At 38.0% G+C, this 16,403-nt stretch carries 15 protein-coding genes; 7 read left to right on the forward strand and 8 right to left on the reverse strand.

The window, feature by feature from the left end; translation table 11 throughout:
* Positions 1-17: 17 nt before the first annotated feature.
* From fliI to H4J73_RS14110, 8 genes are all read right to left on the reverse strand, one after another.
* Positions 18-1,376, reverse strand: a complete 1,359-nt coding sequence (fliI, locus tag H4J73_RS14075; RefSeq protein ID WP_182176956.1) for a flagellar protein export ATPase FliI — start codon at positions 1,374-1,376, stop codon at positions 18-20.
* A 30-nt stretch (positions 1,377-1,406) separates the two neighbouring features.
* Entirely contained in the window at positions 1,407-2,201 is a 795-nt protein-coding gene (gene fliH, locus H4J73_RS14080; RefSeq protein WP_182176957.1) for a flagellar assembly protein FliH, read from the reverse strand.
* Positions 2,202-2,341: 140 nt separating this feature from the next.
* The gene (fliG, locus tag H4J73_RS14085; protein ID WP_182176958.1) at positions 2,342-3,391 is read right to left on the reverse strand and encodes a flagellar motor switch protein FliG; all 1,050 of its coding nucleotides are present in this window, start codon (positions 3,389-3,391) and stop codon (positions 2,342-2,344) included.
* On the reverse strand, positions 3,384-5,105 hold the full coding sequence (gene fliF, locus H4J73_RS14090) for a flagellar basal-body MS-ring/collar protein FliF (protein ID WP_182176959.1): 1,722 nt from the start codon (positions 5,103-5,105) through the stop codon (positions 3,384-3,386). The genes fliG and fliF overlap by 8 nt, the downstream gene beginning before the upstream one ends.
* A 67-nt stretch (positions 5,106-5,172) precedes the next feature.
* The gene (gene fliE / locus H4J73_RS14095; RefSeq protein WP_182176960.1) at positions 5,173-5,538 is read right to left on the reverse strand and encodes a flagellar hook-basal body complex protein FliE; all 366 of its coding nucleotides are present in this window, start codon (positions 5,536-5,538) and stop codon (positions 5,173-5,175) included.
* 200 nt (positions 5,539-5,738) lie between these two features.
* The gene (locus H4J73_RS14100; protein WP_182176961.1) at positions 5,739-7,079 is read right to left on the reverse strand and encodes a sigma-54 dependent transcriptional regulator; all 1,341 of its coding nucleotides are present in this window, start codon (positions 7,077-7,079) and stop codon (positions 5,739-5,741) included.
* Complete coding sequence (locus tag H4J73_RS14105; protein WP_182223646.1) at positions 7,066-8,253, reverse strand: PAS domain-containing sensor histidine kinase; 1,188 nt, start codon at positions 8,251-8,253, stop codon at positions 7,066-7,068. The genes H4J73_RS14100 and H4J73_RS14105 overlap by 14 nt, the downstream gene beginning before the upstream one ends.
* A 206-nt stretch (positions 8,254-8,459) precedes the next feature.
* Complete coding sequence (locus H4J73_RS14110; RefSeq protein ID WP_182223645.1) at positions 8,460-9,932, reverse strand: sigma-54 dependent transcriptional regulator; 1,473 nt, start codon at positions 9,930-9,932, stop codon at positions 8,460-8,462.
* Positions 9,933-10,145: 213 nt separating this feature from the next.
* Between H4J73_RS14110 and H4J73_RS14115 the strand changes: the two genes are divergently transcribed.
* The 7 genes from H4J73_RS14115 to H4J73_RS14145 all read left to right on the forward strand — a co-directional run bounded on the left by H4J73_RS14115 (position 10,146) and on the right by H4J73_RS14145 (position 16,401).
* Positions 10,146-11,903: a flagellinolysin gene (locus tag H4J73_RS14115; protein WP_182176964.1), complete on the forward strand. Its 1,758-nt coding sequence runs from the start codon at positions 10,146-10,148 to the stop codon at positions 11,901-11,903.
* A 117-nt stretch (positions 11,904-12,020) separates the two neighbouring features.
* Positions 12,021-12,308: a hypothetical protein gene (locus tag H4J73_RS14120; RefSeq protein WP_182176965.1), complete on the forward strand. Its 288-nt coding sequence runs from the start codon at positions 12,021-12,023 to the stop codon at positions 12,306-12,308.
* A gap of 41 nt (positions 12,309-12,349) precedes the next feature.
* Positions 12,350-12,748, forward strand: a complete 399-nt coding sequence (gene fliS / locus H4J73_RS14125; RefSeq protein WP_182176966.1) for a flagellar export chaperone FliS — start codon at positions 12,350-12,352, stop codon at positions 12,746-12,748.
* The gene (locus H4J73_RS14130) at positions 12,748-13,086 is read left to right on the forward strand and encodes a hypothetical protein (RefSeq protein WP_182176967.1); all 339 of its coding nucleotides are present in this window, start codon (positions 12,748-12,750) and stop codon (positions 13,084-13,086) included. The genes fliS and H4J73_RS14130 overlap by 1 nt, the downstream gene beginning before the upstream one ends.
* 278 nt (positions 13,087-13,364) lie before the next feature.
* Complete coding sequence (gene pseB, locus H4J73_RS14135; RefSeq protein ID WP_182176968.1) at positions 13,365-14,366, forward strand: UDP-N-acetylglucosamine 4,6-dehydratase (inverting); 1,002 nt, start codon at positions 13,365-13,367, stop codon at positions 14,364-14,366.
* On the forward strand, positions 14,363-15,514 hold the full coding sequence (gene pseC, locus H4J73_RS14140) for a UDP-4-amino-4,6-dideoxy-N-acetyl-beta-L-altrosamine transaminase (RefSeq protein WP_182176969.1): 1,152 nt from the start codon (positions 14,363-14,365) through the stop codon (positions 15,512-15,514). Before pseB ends, pseC begins: the two co-directional genes overlap by 4 nt.
* On the forward strand, positions 15,511-16,401 hold the full coding sequence (locus H4J73_RS14145; RefSeq protein ID WP_182176970.1) for an aldo/keto reductase: 891 nt from the start codon (positions 15,511-15,513) through the stop codon (positions 16,399-16,401). The genes pseC and H4J73_RS14145 overlap by 4 nt, the downstream gene beginning before the upstream one ends.
* The last annotated feature ends 2 nt before the right edge of the window (positions 16,402-16,403 follow it).

Raw genomic sequence — 16,403 nt, forward strand, 5'->3', positions numbered from 1 at the left:
GATGCAGGAATATTTTATTATCCCTGCGCTGTTTGTGCGTGTGCTTGCGCTGCAGAAAATATTTCTTGGAGTTGCGTTAAGCTTTGATCATAAGGAATAACTTCCAACATTTTTTGTTGTAAGAAAAATTTGATCACTGGCATTAAGTCAATTGACTGATCAATACGAGGATCATTGCCACGGCTATAAGCGCCAATAGCAATCAAATCTTTGTTTTGCTGGTATAGGGAATAAACTTGTTTTAATTGTCGAGCGAGTTGCTGATGCTCTTCACTGGTCACCATTGGCATTACACGACTAATAGAACCTTCGATATCAACCGCAGGATAGTGACCTGCATCAGCTAAAGCACGAGATAAAACAATATGTCCATCTAAAATTGCCCGAGAAGCATCTGCAATAGGGTCTTGTAGATCATCACCTTCTGTTAATACCGTAAAAAATGCGGTTATTGATCCCTGACCTTCACCACCATTACCCGCTCGTTCTACCAGTTGTGGTAACTTTGAAAATACTGAAGGCGGATAACCTTTGGTTGCTGGAGGCTCGCCCACAGCGAGTGCTATTTCTCGTTGCGCTTGTGCATAACGTGTCAGCGAGTCGACCAATAATAAAACATTTAAGCCTTGATCTCGAAAATACTCAGCAATTTGTACCGCTGTTTCACAACCTTTTAGACGCATTAATGGCGAATTATCTGCAGGCGCAGCAACAACAACTGATCGTGCGCGTCCTTCTTCATCTAAAATTTCTTCAATAAATTCTTTAACTTCTCGGCCACGTTCACCAATTAATCCCACCACAATTACATCAGCAGTTGTGCCACGTGTCATCATTCCTAGCAAAACACTTTTACCAACACCTGAGCCAGCGAACAGCCCCATACGCTGACCCACACCTACGGTTAAAAAGCTATTAATAGCACGTACACCAACGTCTAGAGGTTTGGTAATTGCCCGTCTCGATAAAGGGTTAATGGGTTTATTATTTATTTGGTAATGACCCGAGTTTTTGATTGGACCTTTACCGTCTAAGGGTTTACCTACACCATCAACGACTCGGCCAAGCAAATCCATTGAAAAAGGTAAGCGAGCTTTCGTCGCTAGCGGCACAACGCGCGCGCCAGGTAAAACGCCTTGTAAGCTTTGTTCTGGCATTAAATAAGTGATGTCTTTAGAAAATCCGACAATCTCGGCGATTAAATCGCCTTGTGCGGTCTCGACCAGACATTGGCTTCCTACTGCGGCTTTAACCCCAACAGCTTCTAAGGTTAAACCCACAACCCTTACTAAGCGCCCCGCGACAGAAACTTTATGCGGATGGACAAACTCTTGACAGTTTTTTAGTCTTTCATTTAGGCGAAAGGTATTAACCATAGCGGTATTTTGACTCTTTTATACAAGAAATTACTGATGTAATGCATCTTGCAAAAATGAGTCCAATACTTCTTTCATCCGTGATTTAACACTCAAATCTACGTTGGAAGTACTGTTTTCAATTTGACAACTACCAGGAACAAGCTGTGGTGCAGCAAGCAAGCGCCAACCTTGCTCTTGAACATGATCTGCACCAAACTGCTTTTCAACACGTTTAATATCATCTGGATGCAATAAAATTTGTGTTTGTGCTTCTTGGCTAGGTAAAGCTTTTATGCCTGCAGAAATTGCGCCTATTATGATATCAGGATTTGTTTTAGCTTCTTGTAGGGTAACAGCTTCGGTAAGTTGCACAACAAGGTGAAGAAGTTGTTGTTCGACATTTTTTTCTACATCGAGTAACGGCTTATGCAGCTGTTCAGTGAGCGACTGCCATGCTGCAGATTGTTCTTCTATACTTTTTTCCCCCTCTGCCAAGCCTGTTTCAACCCCTTCTTTATGCCCGAGTACCACACCTTCTTCGTGGCCCGACACCTTTCCTTCCTCATGACCTTTAGCAAAACCTTCTTCTTTACCTTGACTAAAACCTTCGTCAAATGCCGCTTGGCGAATGTTTTCAATATCTTCTGCCGTTAACGGCGCTATTTCCTCTTCAACTATATCTTCAGGGGGTTCGAAACGCCAAGCGGTTTTCTTACCCATAGCATTAGTGGTTTCATCTTTAACTTTATTTTCAGGTTCTACGGTAGGCAACGACCATACATCAGTTTCTTGTTCAAGATCGTGCTTAATAATATCAGCGTTGGTTTTATTTAATATTTTCATAATATGTTATAACAGTCTTTATTAAACGATCTACATATAGGAGATCCTGAAGTGGCTTCAGGCGCTAAATATTTACATGAGTAACGTTATTCGATGGCGCTATTTAGCACAAGTCATTTGAAAACGGGGGCATCATCGAGTTAAAGGAACTCATCACCGCCACCAGCTCCCCCTAGCATAATCTCTCCCGCGTCAGATAAACGTCTAGCCACAGACAATATTTCTTTTTGTGCAGCTTCAACTTCACTAATACGAACAGGTCCCATGGCTTCAAGATCATCGACAAGCATCTCAGCAGCACGTTTCGACATATTTGCCATAATTTTTTCTTTCAGAGCATCATCAGCTCCTTTAATTGCTTTCATTAGGGCATCTTGCTGCACTTCACGCAATATTGCTTGGATACCACGGTCGTCAACATCAGCGAGATTTTCAAAGACAAACATTAAGTCTTGTATTTGTTGGCTCATTTCTTCATCGTGCTCGCGAATAGAGTCCATCAATAGACCTTCAACATTGGTATCAAGAAAGTTCATAATATCGGCAGCTGCTTTCAAGCCACCCATTTTAGCGGCTTGTGCGCCCGCTTGACCGGCAAATTGTTTTTCCATAATTTCATTAAGTTCTTGCAGTGCTGCAGGCTGAACTTCTTCAAGGTTGGCGATACGCATCATTAAATCAAGACGTACTTTTTCAGCGAACTGGCTCATAATTTCAGCCGATTGATCAGGGTCTAAATAGGAAAGTACAATAGTTTGAATTTGAGGATGTTCGTTACGAATAATGTTCGCTACTTGTTTTGAGTCCATCCACTTCAACGAGTCTAAACCTTTTGCACCGCCACCCATAACAATTTGATCAATTAAATTACCGGCTTTGTCTTCACCTAATGCCGCTGTTAACGCTTTTCGAACGAACTCTTCACTTTGGAAACCAATTGTACTAAAGTTTTGTATTTCATGAATAAAAAGTTTATGAACAGCGGTAATTTTCTCTTGCGTGAAGTCTTCCATCGCGGCCATGACCATGCCCACTTGTTGAACCTGTTTAGGTTCTAAATGTTTTAATATTTGCGCGGCATCTTCTTCAGATAAACTGAGTAATAATATCGCAGCTTTCTCTGCGCCATCAAGTTTGTCAACGTCAAACCCTTTAGGTGCAGCGCTTAGCTCTTGCATTTCATCACTCATCTTCGTTCAACCAACTTTTAACTACTTGAGAGGAAAGTTCAGGCTCGTTAGCAACAAGCGCTCGAACAGCTTTTAGTATATCTTCATCACGATGTAGGTCTGGTAATTGTAAACTCCCATCAGGAGCAAACCCTACTGCCGCTGCATCAAACTCTGATGTTAGCATATCCATGGTTTCATCACCCAAATCAATATGACTATCAAGTGATTTATCACCGTAGTCGTCAGGAGTTTGGTCTGGATTAATTAGACGTTTGAGCATAGGTTTAACAACAACTAATATCAATACAATAATAACCAGTGCGCCCATACCTAATTTGAAAAACTTCAATATGGTGGTATTTTCATAAAAAGGTACTTTTGGCGCTGGCTCAATAATTTCACGAGAAAAGGGTAAAGTAACCACCTCTAAAACATCACCACGTTGTAAGTTAAAGCCAATACTGCCTTGTAATAAGCGGCGAATGTTTGACATTTCTTCCACACTTCTTGGCGATTGTGTAGTCGCACCTTCTGCTCCTGGCACTGATAAATAATCAAGTGCGACAGAAACACTGATTCGGCGAACAACACCTGCTTGTTGTTTAGTATGGCTTATTGCTTCGTCGAGCTCATAGTTTTTGGTTGATTCGCTATGTCTGCGGCCAGGCATTGATTTTTGTTGCGCCCCCCCGTTGGCGTTCTCTGGAATATTTGAATCAAGTGGTGGTTGATTACTCAGCGCACCAGGAATTCCCCCTAATAAACCACCAATAGTGTTGTCTTCAATTTTCATCTCACTGCGCAGTGCAGGTAAATCGGAATTATAACGACGCTGCATTTCTTCACTTGAGGTGAAGTCCATAGTGACATTAACTTGGGCAGTGTAATTTCCTAATCCAACAACTGGAATTAATATACTGTCAATTTTGTTTAAGTACTCATTCTCTCTTTTTTTCTCCATTTCAAATTCTTTGCGTGAACGAGAAGAGACTGAAGTTTGTGAGCCTGAATTAAGTAAGCGCCCATTTTGATCTGTAACGGTTACTCTATTGGGTTCCATACCCTGGACCGCAGAAGCAATAATATCGACAACAGAATCAACTTCTTCTTCTGATAATAAACGACCTTTGCGTAGCGTTAAGACAACGGTACCCGATGCGCTTCGGGTGCGTTTTGCAAAAATATTTTCCCGCGGTATCGCCAATAATACTTTTGCTCTAGAAATAGCTTGTAATTCTTCAATGGTCCGAGCAAGTTGTTGTTCACGAGAAAACTTAAGGCGTTCTGTTTCAAGTCGCTGACTAACACCAAAGCCCATATCTTGCATAATAATTTCACTACCTGCTGAGGGCTCATCTGATAAACCTTCTCGCGCTAATAAAATTTTGATGTCTTGATATTGATCACTGGGTACTGAAATAGTGTTATTTTCTTGACGGTATTCCACTTGGTTTGCGTCGAGAAAATCCATTGTTTTGATTAGTTGCTCAGTCGGCTGCTTAGCAAGAAATCGGTATTCCGCTTGATTTGCCCACATAATAACAAAGACAGCAATGGCTAAACATATTGCCAGCGCCATAATTAAGGTAATTTGGCGTAACAAATCAACATTACCCATTGCAGAGGCAAAGCCTGACTTTTGTTCATCAGCCATGTTTTCGGAACCGTCGCTTGCCATTAGCCCCGTGCCACCGTCTGCAGCAATCATTGAGTTATTATCAGTATCAGCCACTTACTCTCTCCACTACCACTTAATTTTTATGATGAAATAGGTCTGTTTTTTTAATACAAAAGACTCATTAAACAGGCATATTCATTATTTCTTTGTATGCTTCTACAAACTTATTACGTACTTGTACGGTAGCGTCAAAGGCAATACCCGCCTTAGCAGAAGCAACCATGGTATCAGCGAGGGTAACGCTTCTGTCGCCCATTTCAAAAGCAGTACGCTTAGCACCTGAATCTTTTTGAATATCATTAACATTATTCACAGCATCTTTAAGCATATCGCCAAAGCTACTTGCAGATTTATTGACAACCGGAGAAGCGTTATCTCCCATTGCGAGGTCATTACCCATTTTTTCAAATGAGACACCTTGTGCTGATGAGTTTCCAAGCGACATACTTTGCATTTGTGCATATAAAGAATTGGTATCGATATTCATGGTCTACTCACCTGTGTCAATTTTTTGCTACTAACCCTAAAAATAACGGCTTAGTTCACGATATAACCAGATATTGCAAGCATGGTGCCAGTATTATAATTATGGAAGAAGTGGTTATTTAAAGGGGCTGATAGCAGTAAACCCAACATTTTAATAAAAAAGTTGGGTTTATAAGGGAATTTTTAACCGTTGTCGTTATTTTATGCGGGTATTTGAATACCTGAATCACGCATTCTGGCTATTTTATAACGCAGTGTTCTTGGGCTGATCCCTAATCGTTCAGCAACATCTTTTCGGCTACCTTGACAGGCGGTCAGCGTATCAAGAATAATTTGATGCTCTTGTAGTTTTAGTTCATTGCCTAGTTTATCTTCATTATTATTTTCTAACGGTATCTCAGTAACAATTTCACTATCAAAATTTTCAATTAATAGATCACCCGCATCAATAAGATGGTCACTGTGTAAAATAATAGCTCTTTGAATAACATTGTCTAATTCTCGGACATTACCCGGCCAATCATAACTGGCCAGTTTATTTCTAGCTGAAGCAGTAAGTTCTGGGATAACAAGACCATTAGCAACCGATGCTTGGGTAATTAAATGCTTAGCTAAAGGTACAATATCATCTCTACGTTTTTTCAATGGTAACCACGTTAATGGAAAAACATTTAAACGGTAATATAAATCTTCACGAAATATTCCGTCTTTAACCGCAGCATGTAAATCACGGTTACTGGTTGCTATAATACGAACATCAAGCTTAATCGTTTTACGCCCCCCTAAACGTTCAACTTCTCGCTCTTGCAACACCCGTAAAATTTTTGCTTGTAAGCCAAGATCCATTTCAGTGATTTCATCTAATAAGATAGTACCACCCTGCGCTTGTTCAAACTTACCTGGGCATGCTTGAATGGCGCCGGTAAAAGCCCCTTTTTCATAACCAAATAAAGTCGCTTCAAGCATATTCTCAGGAATTGCGGCACAATTTATAGCAACAAAAGGCTTGTCACTTCGGTTTGAATTATAATGAACATATTGCGCGAGTACTTCTTTACCTGAACCGCTTGGGCCAAGCACCATAACGGAAGCATCTGTAGTCGCCACTTTTTTAGCCAACACTAATAATTCAATGCTGCGTGCATCAGCCACCACGGGCTCATGACGTTTCGTCACGTTTAATGGCACATATTGATTAACCATGTTTAACAAAACTTCAGGAGCAAAAGGTTTCGCCATATAATTACAAGCGCCATCACGCATCGCTTGTACTGCATCATGAATCGTGCCGTATGCTGTCATAATGAGCACGGGTAAATTTGGCCATTTTCTCTTGATACTGTTAAGTAAAGTTAAACCTGACATCCCACCCATTTGTACGTCACTCACCACAAGATCAACACTTTGTTCTTTGAGAATAAGTAAAGCCACTTCACCTGAATCAGCTTCAATACACTGATAACCTGATAATTTCAAGGTATCAATGAGTGCTTCGCGTAGTCCCGCATCATCTTCAACCACTAATATTTTACTCTGATCCATTAGTGTTCTCCCCATTAACATGGTTTGTTTCTAAAATAGGCAAGTGAATACAAAAGTGTGCACCCTCTCCTGGCTTACTCACTAAACGCACATCACCTTGATGCGCCTTTGCAACTGATTTAACAACCGCTAAACCTAAACCTGTACCTTGCGCTCTTGATGTATAAAAAGGTTCAAAAATTTTACTGGCAAGTTCTTTATCAATACCTTGCCCATTGTCTTGTACACTAATGTAGGCATATTCATTTTGGCAGAAAGTCGTAAGTGTAATTTCTGCTCCTTGTTTGATCACTTGCAAACTATTATGAATTAAGTTTTCAATTGCCCCGCTCAAAGCGCGCTTATTACCCAAGATTTGGCAATCATCATCACAAAGTTTGATATTTACTTTCGCTTTAGCCTGCAAAATTAAGGCTTCAACACTGTTAACTGAATATGTAATCAATTTATTAATAGAGAGCGGTTCAACAACTTTCTGCTTGCCACTTTTGGAAAAGAGCAACATGTCGTTTACTTGTTGTTCTAAGTCGTGCAAACGCGCCATTAATTTTTCTTGAAAACTACCGCGATCGTCTGGAGAAAGTTTTTTATTTTTTAAATTTGCGCCATATAACATTGCGGCAGAAAGTGGGGTGCGAATTTGATGAGCAAGTTTTGAAACCAAGTGACCTAATGAAGATAAACGTTGCATATGGCTAAGTTTGTCTTGTAATAAACGTGTTTCCGTGAGGTCGGTGATCATAATTAGCTGCCCTGGTTGGTCACCCAAGGCGGTAATTTCTAGCTTAACTCGCCGACCATCTTTTAATGACACTTCATGCCAATCGTCTGCACGTGGTTTAAAAGAGCGTTTAATCACATCAAACCACGCTTGACCCAAAATAGGTTCGTCAAGCAACAGGCTAGCAATTTTATTGGTTTTAATCACAATGCCATCACCATCAAGCATTATCATCCCCGTAGGCATAACATCGATAATTTGTTCAAGTTGCTTTGATTTTTGACGAAGTAAGGAAAGCTCACCACGGTATGCTTCACTTTCTAAAGTATCACTTGCAGAAAAAGGCTGCTGAGTAAAAGCAAACTTAGCTTGATGAAATAAACTATCTTCCACACAATTAAGGGATGAAGATAAGGTTGAAGATGCTAATGAATGTGAAACTGCAACGGTCATATACTTTACTCAATTTTAAAATACTAACTGAATAAAGCATTAACTATGCCAAAGAGGCTTTGTATTAATTTACATGAGGTTAGAAGTCATTTTACGTACAAAAAACGTTGTCAAAGATTTGGCTTTACCGTCTACTAACAAAAAACACTCAACGAAGTAGTCGCTAAGTGTCATTCTACGTAAAGATAAAAGCGCACAAAAAACGATTAGCTGGTATGCTTTTGTAAACTATACTTTCGCATTTTTTCAACTAACGTGGTTCTGCGCATCCCAAGTAATTCTGCAGAGCGAGCAACCACCCAATCATTTTTATCAAGCGCTTGGTTTATCATCGAAACTTCTAAATCTGCTAAGTACTCTTTTAAATTTAAACCCTCATTGGGTAGCACATCAACGACAGATTCACCTTTGAGTTCATCATCAAAATTCGTGATGTCTTCTTCGTCATCATCGTAATCAAAACCAGCAAATAGCTCATTTATCGCATCACGTTCTTGCAACTCATCAGGATATGCCGGTTGATACTCTTCAACATCAATATGACGATATTTTGCAGGTAATTCATTGACATTGACAACCTGCTCACCAAACATAATAATCATACGCTCAATCAAGTTTGATAGTTCACGAACATTACCCGCCCAAGCATGTAGTTTTAACGATTCAATCGCTTGCTCAGTAAAACGAACACTTTGTCCTTGCTCTGCTTCAAAACGAGCAATAAGTTCTTTAATCAGCAAAGGAATATCTTCTTTTCTATCACGTAGTGCCGGTGTTTCAATAGGAAAAACATTCAGACGATAAAACAGATCTTCACGAAAGGTTCCTGCGGTGATCATCTCTTCTAAGTGTTGGTGCGTCGCGGCAATGATACGGACGTTAGTTTTAATACTTTTTGCACCACCTACGCGTTCAAAAGTACGCTCTTGTAGCACACGCAGAAGCTTTACTTGCATGGGTTGTGGCATATCTCCGATTTCATCAAGAAATAAGGTACCACCTTCTGCCATTTCAAAACGGCCTTTGCGCGTAGAAATAGCCCCTGTAAATGCCCCTTTTTCATGGCCAAATAACTCACTTTCGAGTAATTCACCAGGAATAGCCCCACAATTAACCGGTACAAAAGGTCCTTTTGCACGATCAGACAAATTATGAATATTACGTGCAACAACTTCTTTACCCGTTCCGGATTCTCCTAAGACCAACACACTGGCTTGAGTACTTGCCACTTGCTCAATTAAAAATCTAACTTGTAGCATAGGCTCGCTGGTACCGACCAAAGATCGAAATAACAGATTAGGACCATTGTGGTTTCTTTTTGAAGGTAATTGGTTATGGTATTGATGGCAGTGATGTACTTGCTCAGTAAGTTGAGCATAATTCAATGGTACAGCCAAACTGCCTAGTACATTTACCGCTTTATTAAGTAAACTAGCATCAAGCACATCATGTAAAATAAAGGGGGTTGCGGGATGCTTGTTAACAAATTCAACAAGCAGCTCACTGACCTTACCGCATAAAATAACGGTAAGAATATGATCAGATTCGTTAAAATACTGATTAATATCTTCTTCAGGGCAAACATAAAAATGTTCGCCTACAAATGATAATACGGTGGCTATTTGATCGCGCCTGGCAATGTCGTTATCCACGACAAGCACATGTTTTTGACCCTGCATAATCTTGATAAACCAATATTTTTATTAACTAATAAACAGATTTTAGCGCGATATACTAAATAAGCAACAAAAAATTGACACCTTGTGCCATTACTTTGACTAAAGTATATAAATCATCTTAATTATAAATAAGATGAAATAAATTAAAGAAATGTTCAATGCAACCGATAACTATTTTAATAAGAGTAATTTACACGTTGAGTATGGTTTGAAATGAATAGTATAATTACCAACAGCACAAGCTTATTTTTACAGCGCCAAATGACAGATAACTCTAATAAATTATCTGTTACTTACGCTCGTTTGTCTTCGGGTATGCGTATTAATTCAGCAAAAGATGACGCTGCTGGCCTACAAATATCTAATAGACTGACTTCACAAGTTAACGGACTTTCTGTTGCTCAGCGTAATGCCAACGATGGAGTATCTCTTGCACAAACGACTGAAGGTGCATTAGAAGAAGTTACTAATATATTATTTAGAATGCGTGATCTTTCATTACAAGCAGGCAATGGTATATTATCCCCTGATGATAAAAGTGCATTAAACAAAGAAAGTGAACAGCTAAAACAAGAATTAGACAGAATAAATAAAACGACGACCTTTGGTGGTAATAAAGTTTTTGATCAAGTTGAGCGAAAAGGATTAGGCGGCGCCAATGAAGCCGAAAGAAACATTTTAAATGTCTTGCAAAGTGGCGTTTTAGCAGAGTCTGAAAACATAATCCAAAGCGTCTTAGGTTTATCTGGTGATGGCGCAAAAATGAAAATTGATCTTGAAAACGTTGATGGTGCTGGAGGAAAACTTGCATCAGTTTCATTTCTCGGTCCCGGTAACGGCACTGAATTGGTAATGACCATAGATTTAGATGATTTTTCTACTTTAGACTCAGCGAAGGTCAAAGACTTGAAGTCGACCTTACTCCATGAAATGACGCACGCGGTAATGGCAAATCAAATGGATTTAAGTTCTGTGCCCATTTGGTTTTCCGAAGGCACCGCCGAAGCGGTCAGTGGAGCTGATGATAGAGTTGCTTCAGACATTGCTAGTTATGGCTTAACCAACTTGAGAAACGAAACAAATTCCATTTTTGCTGCAATACCGGGCTCTACCCCATCAACAGGTATCCAAATCGCGGGGGTTTATTCTGGCGGTTATATCACAATGCGTTATTTAGAGGACCAAATTGGTGAAGCGGGCATTAAAAATATCATGACCAGTTTATCCGGTGGTAACTCTTTCGATTCAGCACTTGCTGCACAAGGCACTTTCGCCAGCAATGCAGCTTTACAATCGACATTAATGGCAGGCACTACCTTTGAAGACTTTGTAACCGCTAACATTGATACCTCTAACGCCGACAATGGCGCATTTGGTGGTCTCGATGCTGCTGGAGGCATAAGTCGAGAAGAAACTATTGTTGGTGCTAGCAGTGCAAAAACGACATCCAATTTTGACAGCTATTTTGTCAATGGTGACGATAACACAACCAACACTGATTTTGGTTCTGGTACTAACTGGGACCCTACAAGCTTTAATGAAGTTGCTTTAGAAGATTATAACAACTCAGTTACCATTAGCGGTAAAACGACGTCATTTCAAATAGGCGCTGATGCAAACCAAACGATAAATATGATTGTTGCGGGTTTCTCCAGTGATAATCTTGGTTTAAATGGGGTGGACTTAAAAGAGGACTCTCAACTTGCAACCACAACAATAGATACCGCATTGCAATTTGTTGATAATCAACGTTCACATCTTGGCGCTTCTATAAACAGACTTGAACACACGATAAGTAATTTGAATAATATACAAGCAAACGTAACGGCTAGTCGTTCACGAATACAAGATACTGACTATGCAATAGAAACTGCAACATTAGTTTCTCAGCAAATAAAGCAGCAAGCTATTACATCAATGCTAAGTCAAAGTAAGGCTACCCCTGAACTAATGTTACAGTTGCTTAGTTAGCGCGCTCTTTATCAAGTAAATGAATATATCTGTCAATTTCCCATCAAAAAAATGGCACGATTTATGAATGCTTCTATAAAATAGAACTTAAGTACTTTTAAATAATAGGGTAGATAAATGTTAATATTAAACGGTAGTGCTGAATGTGTGTCTGGCAGTAATGAACATGTGTTAGGTAATGTGCATGCTTTCAATATGTTTTTAAAAAATGATAATTTAGAAGAACAGCTTAGTGATATTGAACAATACTTAGTTAACCGAGGTTGGGATAATATTGAAATAACAGATAATGGTCTTATTGATAATATTGAAGGTATACAACATTCGACATTAATAGAAGCATTTAAGAAAGCGCAAAATGAAGGGTTTTCTGTTGTTATAAATAATACAATTAAACTAAAATAAATATAGCAACATCAGGTAAGTGTTAAATTTTGGAGTAAATAATGCCTCATATATCATTAAAAAAATATAAACAAACAGAACTAAGTAATGCAGGAGAAGCCTCTCCTTATCGGCTAGTGGCTTTATTATTTCAAAAATTATTAGATAACATCGCAACCGCTAAAGGTGCTATATCTCAAAAAGATTATGCAAAAAAAGGCATCCAAATATCTAATGCTATTGCTATTGTAGGTGTATTAGAAGGTTCCTTAGATCATGAAAAGGGAGGAGAAATATCAACAAATTTATCTTCTTTATATAATTTTTGCTCTGAAAAACTTTTTGAAGCAAACACCAATAATGATATAGATTTACTCAATGATATTGCATTAATTATTATTCCTATAAAGTCCGGTTGGGATGCTATTCCTCTTGAAGAACAAGGTAAGGTTAGTTTTTAGTGACACCGTCGATAGAAAGTGTCATTAAGAATATTATCATCAAGTCACAACAATTATTAGTGAGGCTTGATGAGCTTGATAATACAAAAGAACTAGCTCAAGATGAAATAAATGAACAACTTATAAATCTTAAAAATGAACGTGAAATATTGCTTAAACAATTATTTGATCAATATTCAAAAGAACAAATACAAATTCACCTCTTTCACGTCAATCAGATCATTACGCTCGATGAGTCATTAAACACGAAGTGTCAAAAAATAAAACAGTCTTTTTCTGAAAAACTTATAAGCTTAAAGAAAGGTAAAAAAAAGGCTAATGCCTATCAAAAATATTAAACCCTATTATCTAACTTATTGAATGCTTTTAAAATAAGATCTATTAACGTTAAAAACGTTGCCATAATTAAACTATTTGTACGATTACGACTATCCAAAAAATCAGTTTGCATAGTGCGCGAAAACGAGCAGCTATTAATGCGAATTTATAATAAATAGGATGATTTGTTAAAGATAAATAGAAATACACGGTAGTATTGTAAAACATGTATGATATTAAATGATTTATTTTATTAATTTCGATATTATTCTATCGACAAAAATAAAGGCAAATAAAGATGTTCGATAATAAAAGCATTCTAATTACCGGCGGGACGGGCTCTTTTGGAAAGCTCTATGTAAAAACCCTTCTTGAACAATATAACCCCAAACGAATTGTCATTTACTCAAGAGACGAGCTAAAACAATTTGACATGCAACAAATTTATGATGCCCCCTGTATGCGCTATTTTATTGGTGATGTCAGAGATAAAGAACGCTTAATTCAAGCGATGAATGGAATTGACCTCGTCATTCATGCTGCTGCGTTAAAACAAGTACCTGCTGCAGAATACAACCCGATGGAATGTATTAAAACCAATATTAATGGTGCAGAAAATGTCATTAATGCTGCTTTAGCGAATAATGTTGAGAAAGTTATCGCTCTTTCAACAGACAAGGCCGCAAACCCTATTAATTTATACGGCGCCACAAAATTAGCATCAGACAAACTTTTTGTTGCTGCAAATAATATGAGTGGCGGTTATAAAACATTATTTTCAGTAGTACGTTACGGTAATGTTGTTGGCTCTCGTGGTTCCGTAGTGCCATTTTTTAAAAAACTGCTTGACGATGGCACAACAAGTTTACCCATTACTCATGCAGAAATGACTCGTTTTTGGATTTCTTTGCAAGGCGGTGTCGACTTTGTTTTAAAAAACTTTCAACGTATGTTGGGTGGTGAAATTTTCATTCCTAAGATACCGTCAATGCGAATTATTGATTTGGCTAAAGCAATGGCGCCTAATCTACCTATAAAAATAGTAGGAATTCGACCCGGCGAGAAATTACATGAAATAATGTGTCCCTCAGATAATTGTTATCAAACTTATGAATATGATGATCACTTCGTTATTGCGCCTAGTATTATATTCTCTAGCAGAAGTAATGACTTTACCCATAATGCACTAAATGAAAGTGGTCATAGTGTTGAGCCAGGTTTCGAGTATAACTCCAAAAACAATAAACACTTTCTTACGGTAAAAGAGCTTATAAGTTTTAATACGATGGCTGAAAAATGATCCCTTACGGCAAACAAAAAATAAGTCAGGAAGATATTGATAGCGTTATTAATGTTCTTACATCCGATTTTTTAACGCAAGGGCCTCAAGTGCCCTTATTCGAAAAAAATATAGCAGACCATTGCCAAGTTGACTTTGCCTGTGCAGTAAATAGTGCGACCTCTGCATTACATATATCTTGCTTAGCTTTAGAAGTGGGCGTAGGGGATATTGTTTGGACCACTCCCATATCTTTTGTTGCATCGGCAAACTGTGCCCTTTATTGTGGAGCAAGTATTGATTTTGTTGATATCGACTTAGCTTCAGGTAATTTATCTGTCAAAGCGTTAACCGATAAACTTATCAATGCTAAATTGACTAACACATTGCCTAAAGTTGTTATCTTTGTTCATTTGGCTGGGCAACCTTGTGATATGAAAGCAGTTAAGGAATTAGCTAATAAATATAACTTCGCAATTATTGAGGATGCTTCGCATGCCATTGGTTCATATTATTTTAATGCTCCTGTAGGAAATTGTCAGTTTTCAGATATAACCGTCTTTAGTTTTCACCCGGTAAAGATAATTACCAGTGCGGAAGGGGGGATGGCTGTAACAAATTCTCCTGAATTAATTGAAAAACTACGTTTATATAGAAGCCATGGTATTACTTCAGTCGAAAGTAATATGATTGGAGAAAGTGATGGGCCTTGGTATTATCAGCAAATAGCATTAGGGTTTAATTATCGATTAACAGACATACAAGCTGCACTTGGTACAAGCCAATTATCCCAGCTAAACAATTTTGTGAGTAAGCGTAATGAGATTGCAAAACGTTATGATATTGCTTTTGAAAAATGTGAATTAACGCCATTAATACCTACAGATAATTGCTATTCAGCCTATCATTTATATATTGTTTTGTTAGCAGGTGAGAATGCCACTCGACATAAAGAAATTATAACTAAACTACGAGAGTGTAATATTCTTGCTCATGTTCATTATATTCCTATTCATACCCAGCCCTATTACCAAAAATTAGGCTTCTGTGTTGGCGATTACCCTAATGCAGAAAGCTATTATCAACGTGCAATAACCTTACCTTTATATCCTGAGCTTTCTAATGGTGATCAACAATACATTATAAATACAATAATAAGCTTTTTATGAAGTTAGCTCTTGGCACCGCACAGTTTGGCTTAGATTATGGTATTAGTAACCGCCAAGGAAAAGTATCAAAGACAGAAATAAAAGAAATACTAGATCAGGCTTTTTCTGTAGGTATTTCAACACTTGACTGTGCTGCAATGTACGGGGATAGCGAACAAGTGTTAGGGCAATTAATACCTAATTCGAACTTTAACGTTATCACTAAAATACCACCTTTAGCGCCTGAACAAGAATCCCTTTTAGATTATTTTGATCAAAGTTTTCGAAAACTGCAACAGCAGCAACTTTATGGTTTGTTATTACATCAAGCAGATGACTTAATAATACATCCTAAAAGAAAACAATTTTTTCAACAATTGGACGTATTAAAAAAACAAAAGCTAATTAAGAAAATTGGTGCTTCATTATATAACCCAACAGAGTTGCATAATATAGCTCAGCATTTTCCTATTGATTTTGCTCAAGTACCTATTAATATCTTTGATCAACGATTTTTAGCACCGGATATTATAAACTTATGCCAAGAGAAAAAAATCAAACTCCATGCCCGTTCGTTATTTTTACAAGGTTTGATTTTTTTTAATAAACAAGAATTACCTCAATACTTTCATCCTTTCGAAAGTAAATTAGCCGCATTTACTCTACTTGCTAAGCATTTAAATTGCTCAAAGCTAACTTTAGCATTAGCAATAGTGGCACAAGAGTCGCATGACTATAGTCATATTATTGATAAGTTAATTATTGGTGTATGTAATTGTCAAGAACTGAACGAATTAGTTTTGGCATATCAGCATGCAAAAGTATTAGCTATCAACACAGACGAACTTTCTAAGTTGGTAGATCAACGAATAAATTTTATAAATCCGAGCTATTGGCCACAAAAATAAAA

The organism is Colwellia sp. MB3u-41 (genome assembly GCF_014076845.1).
GTDB lineage: Bacteria > Pseudomonadota > Gammaproteobacteria > Enterobacterales > Alteromonadaceae > Colwellia_A.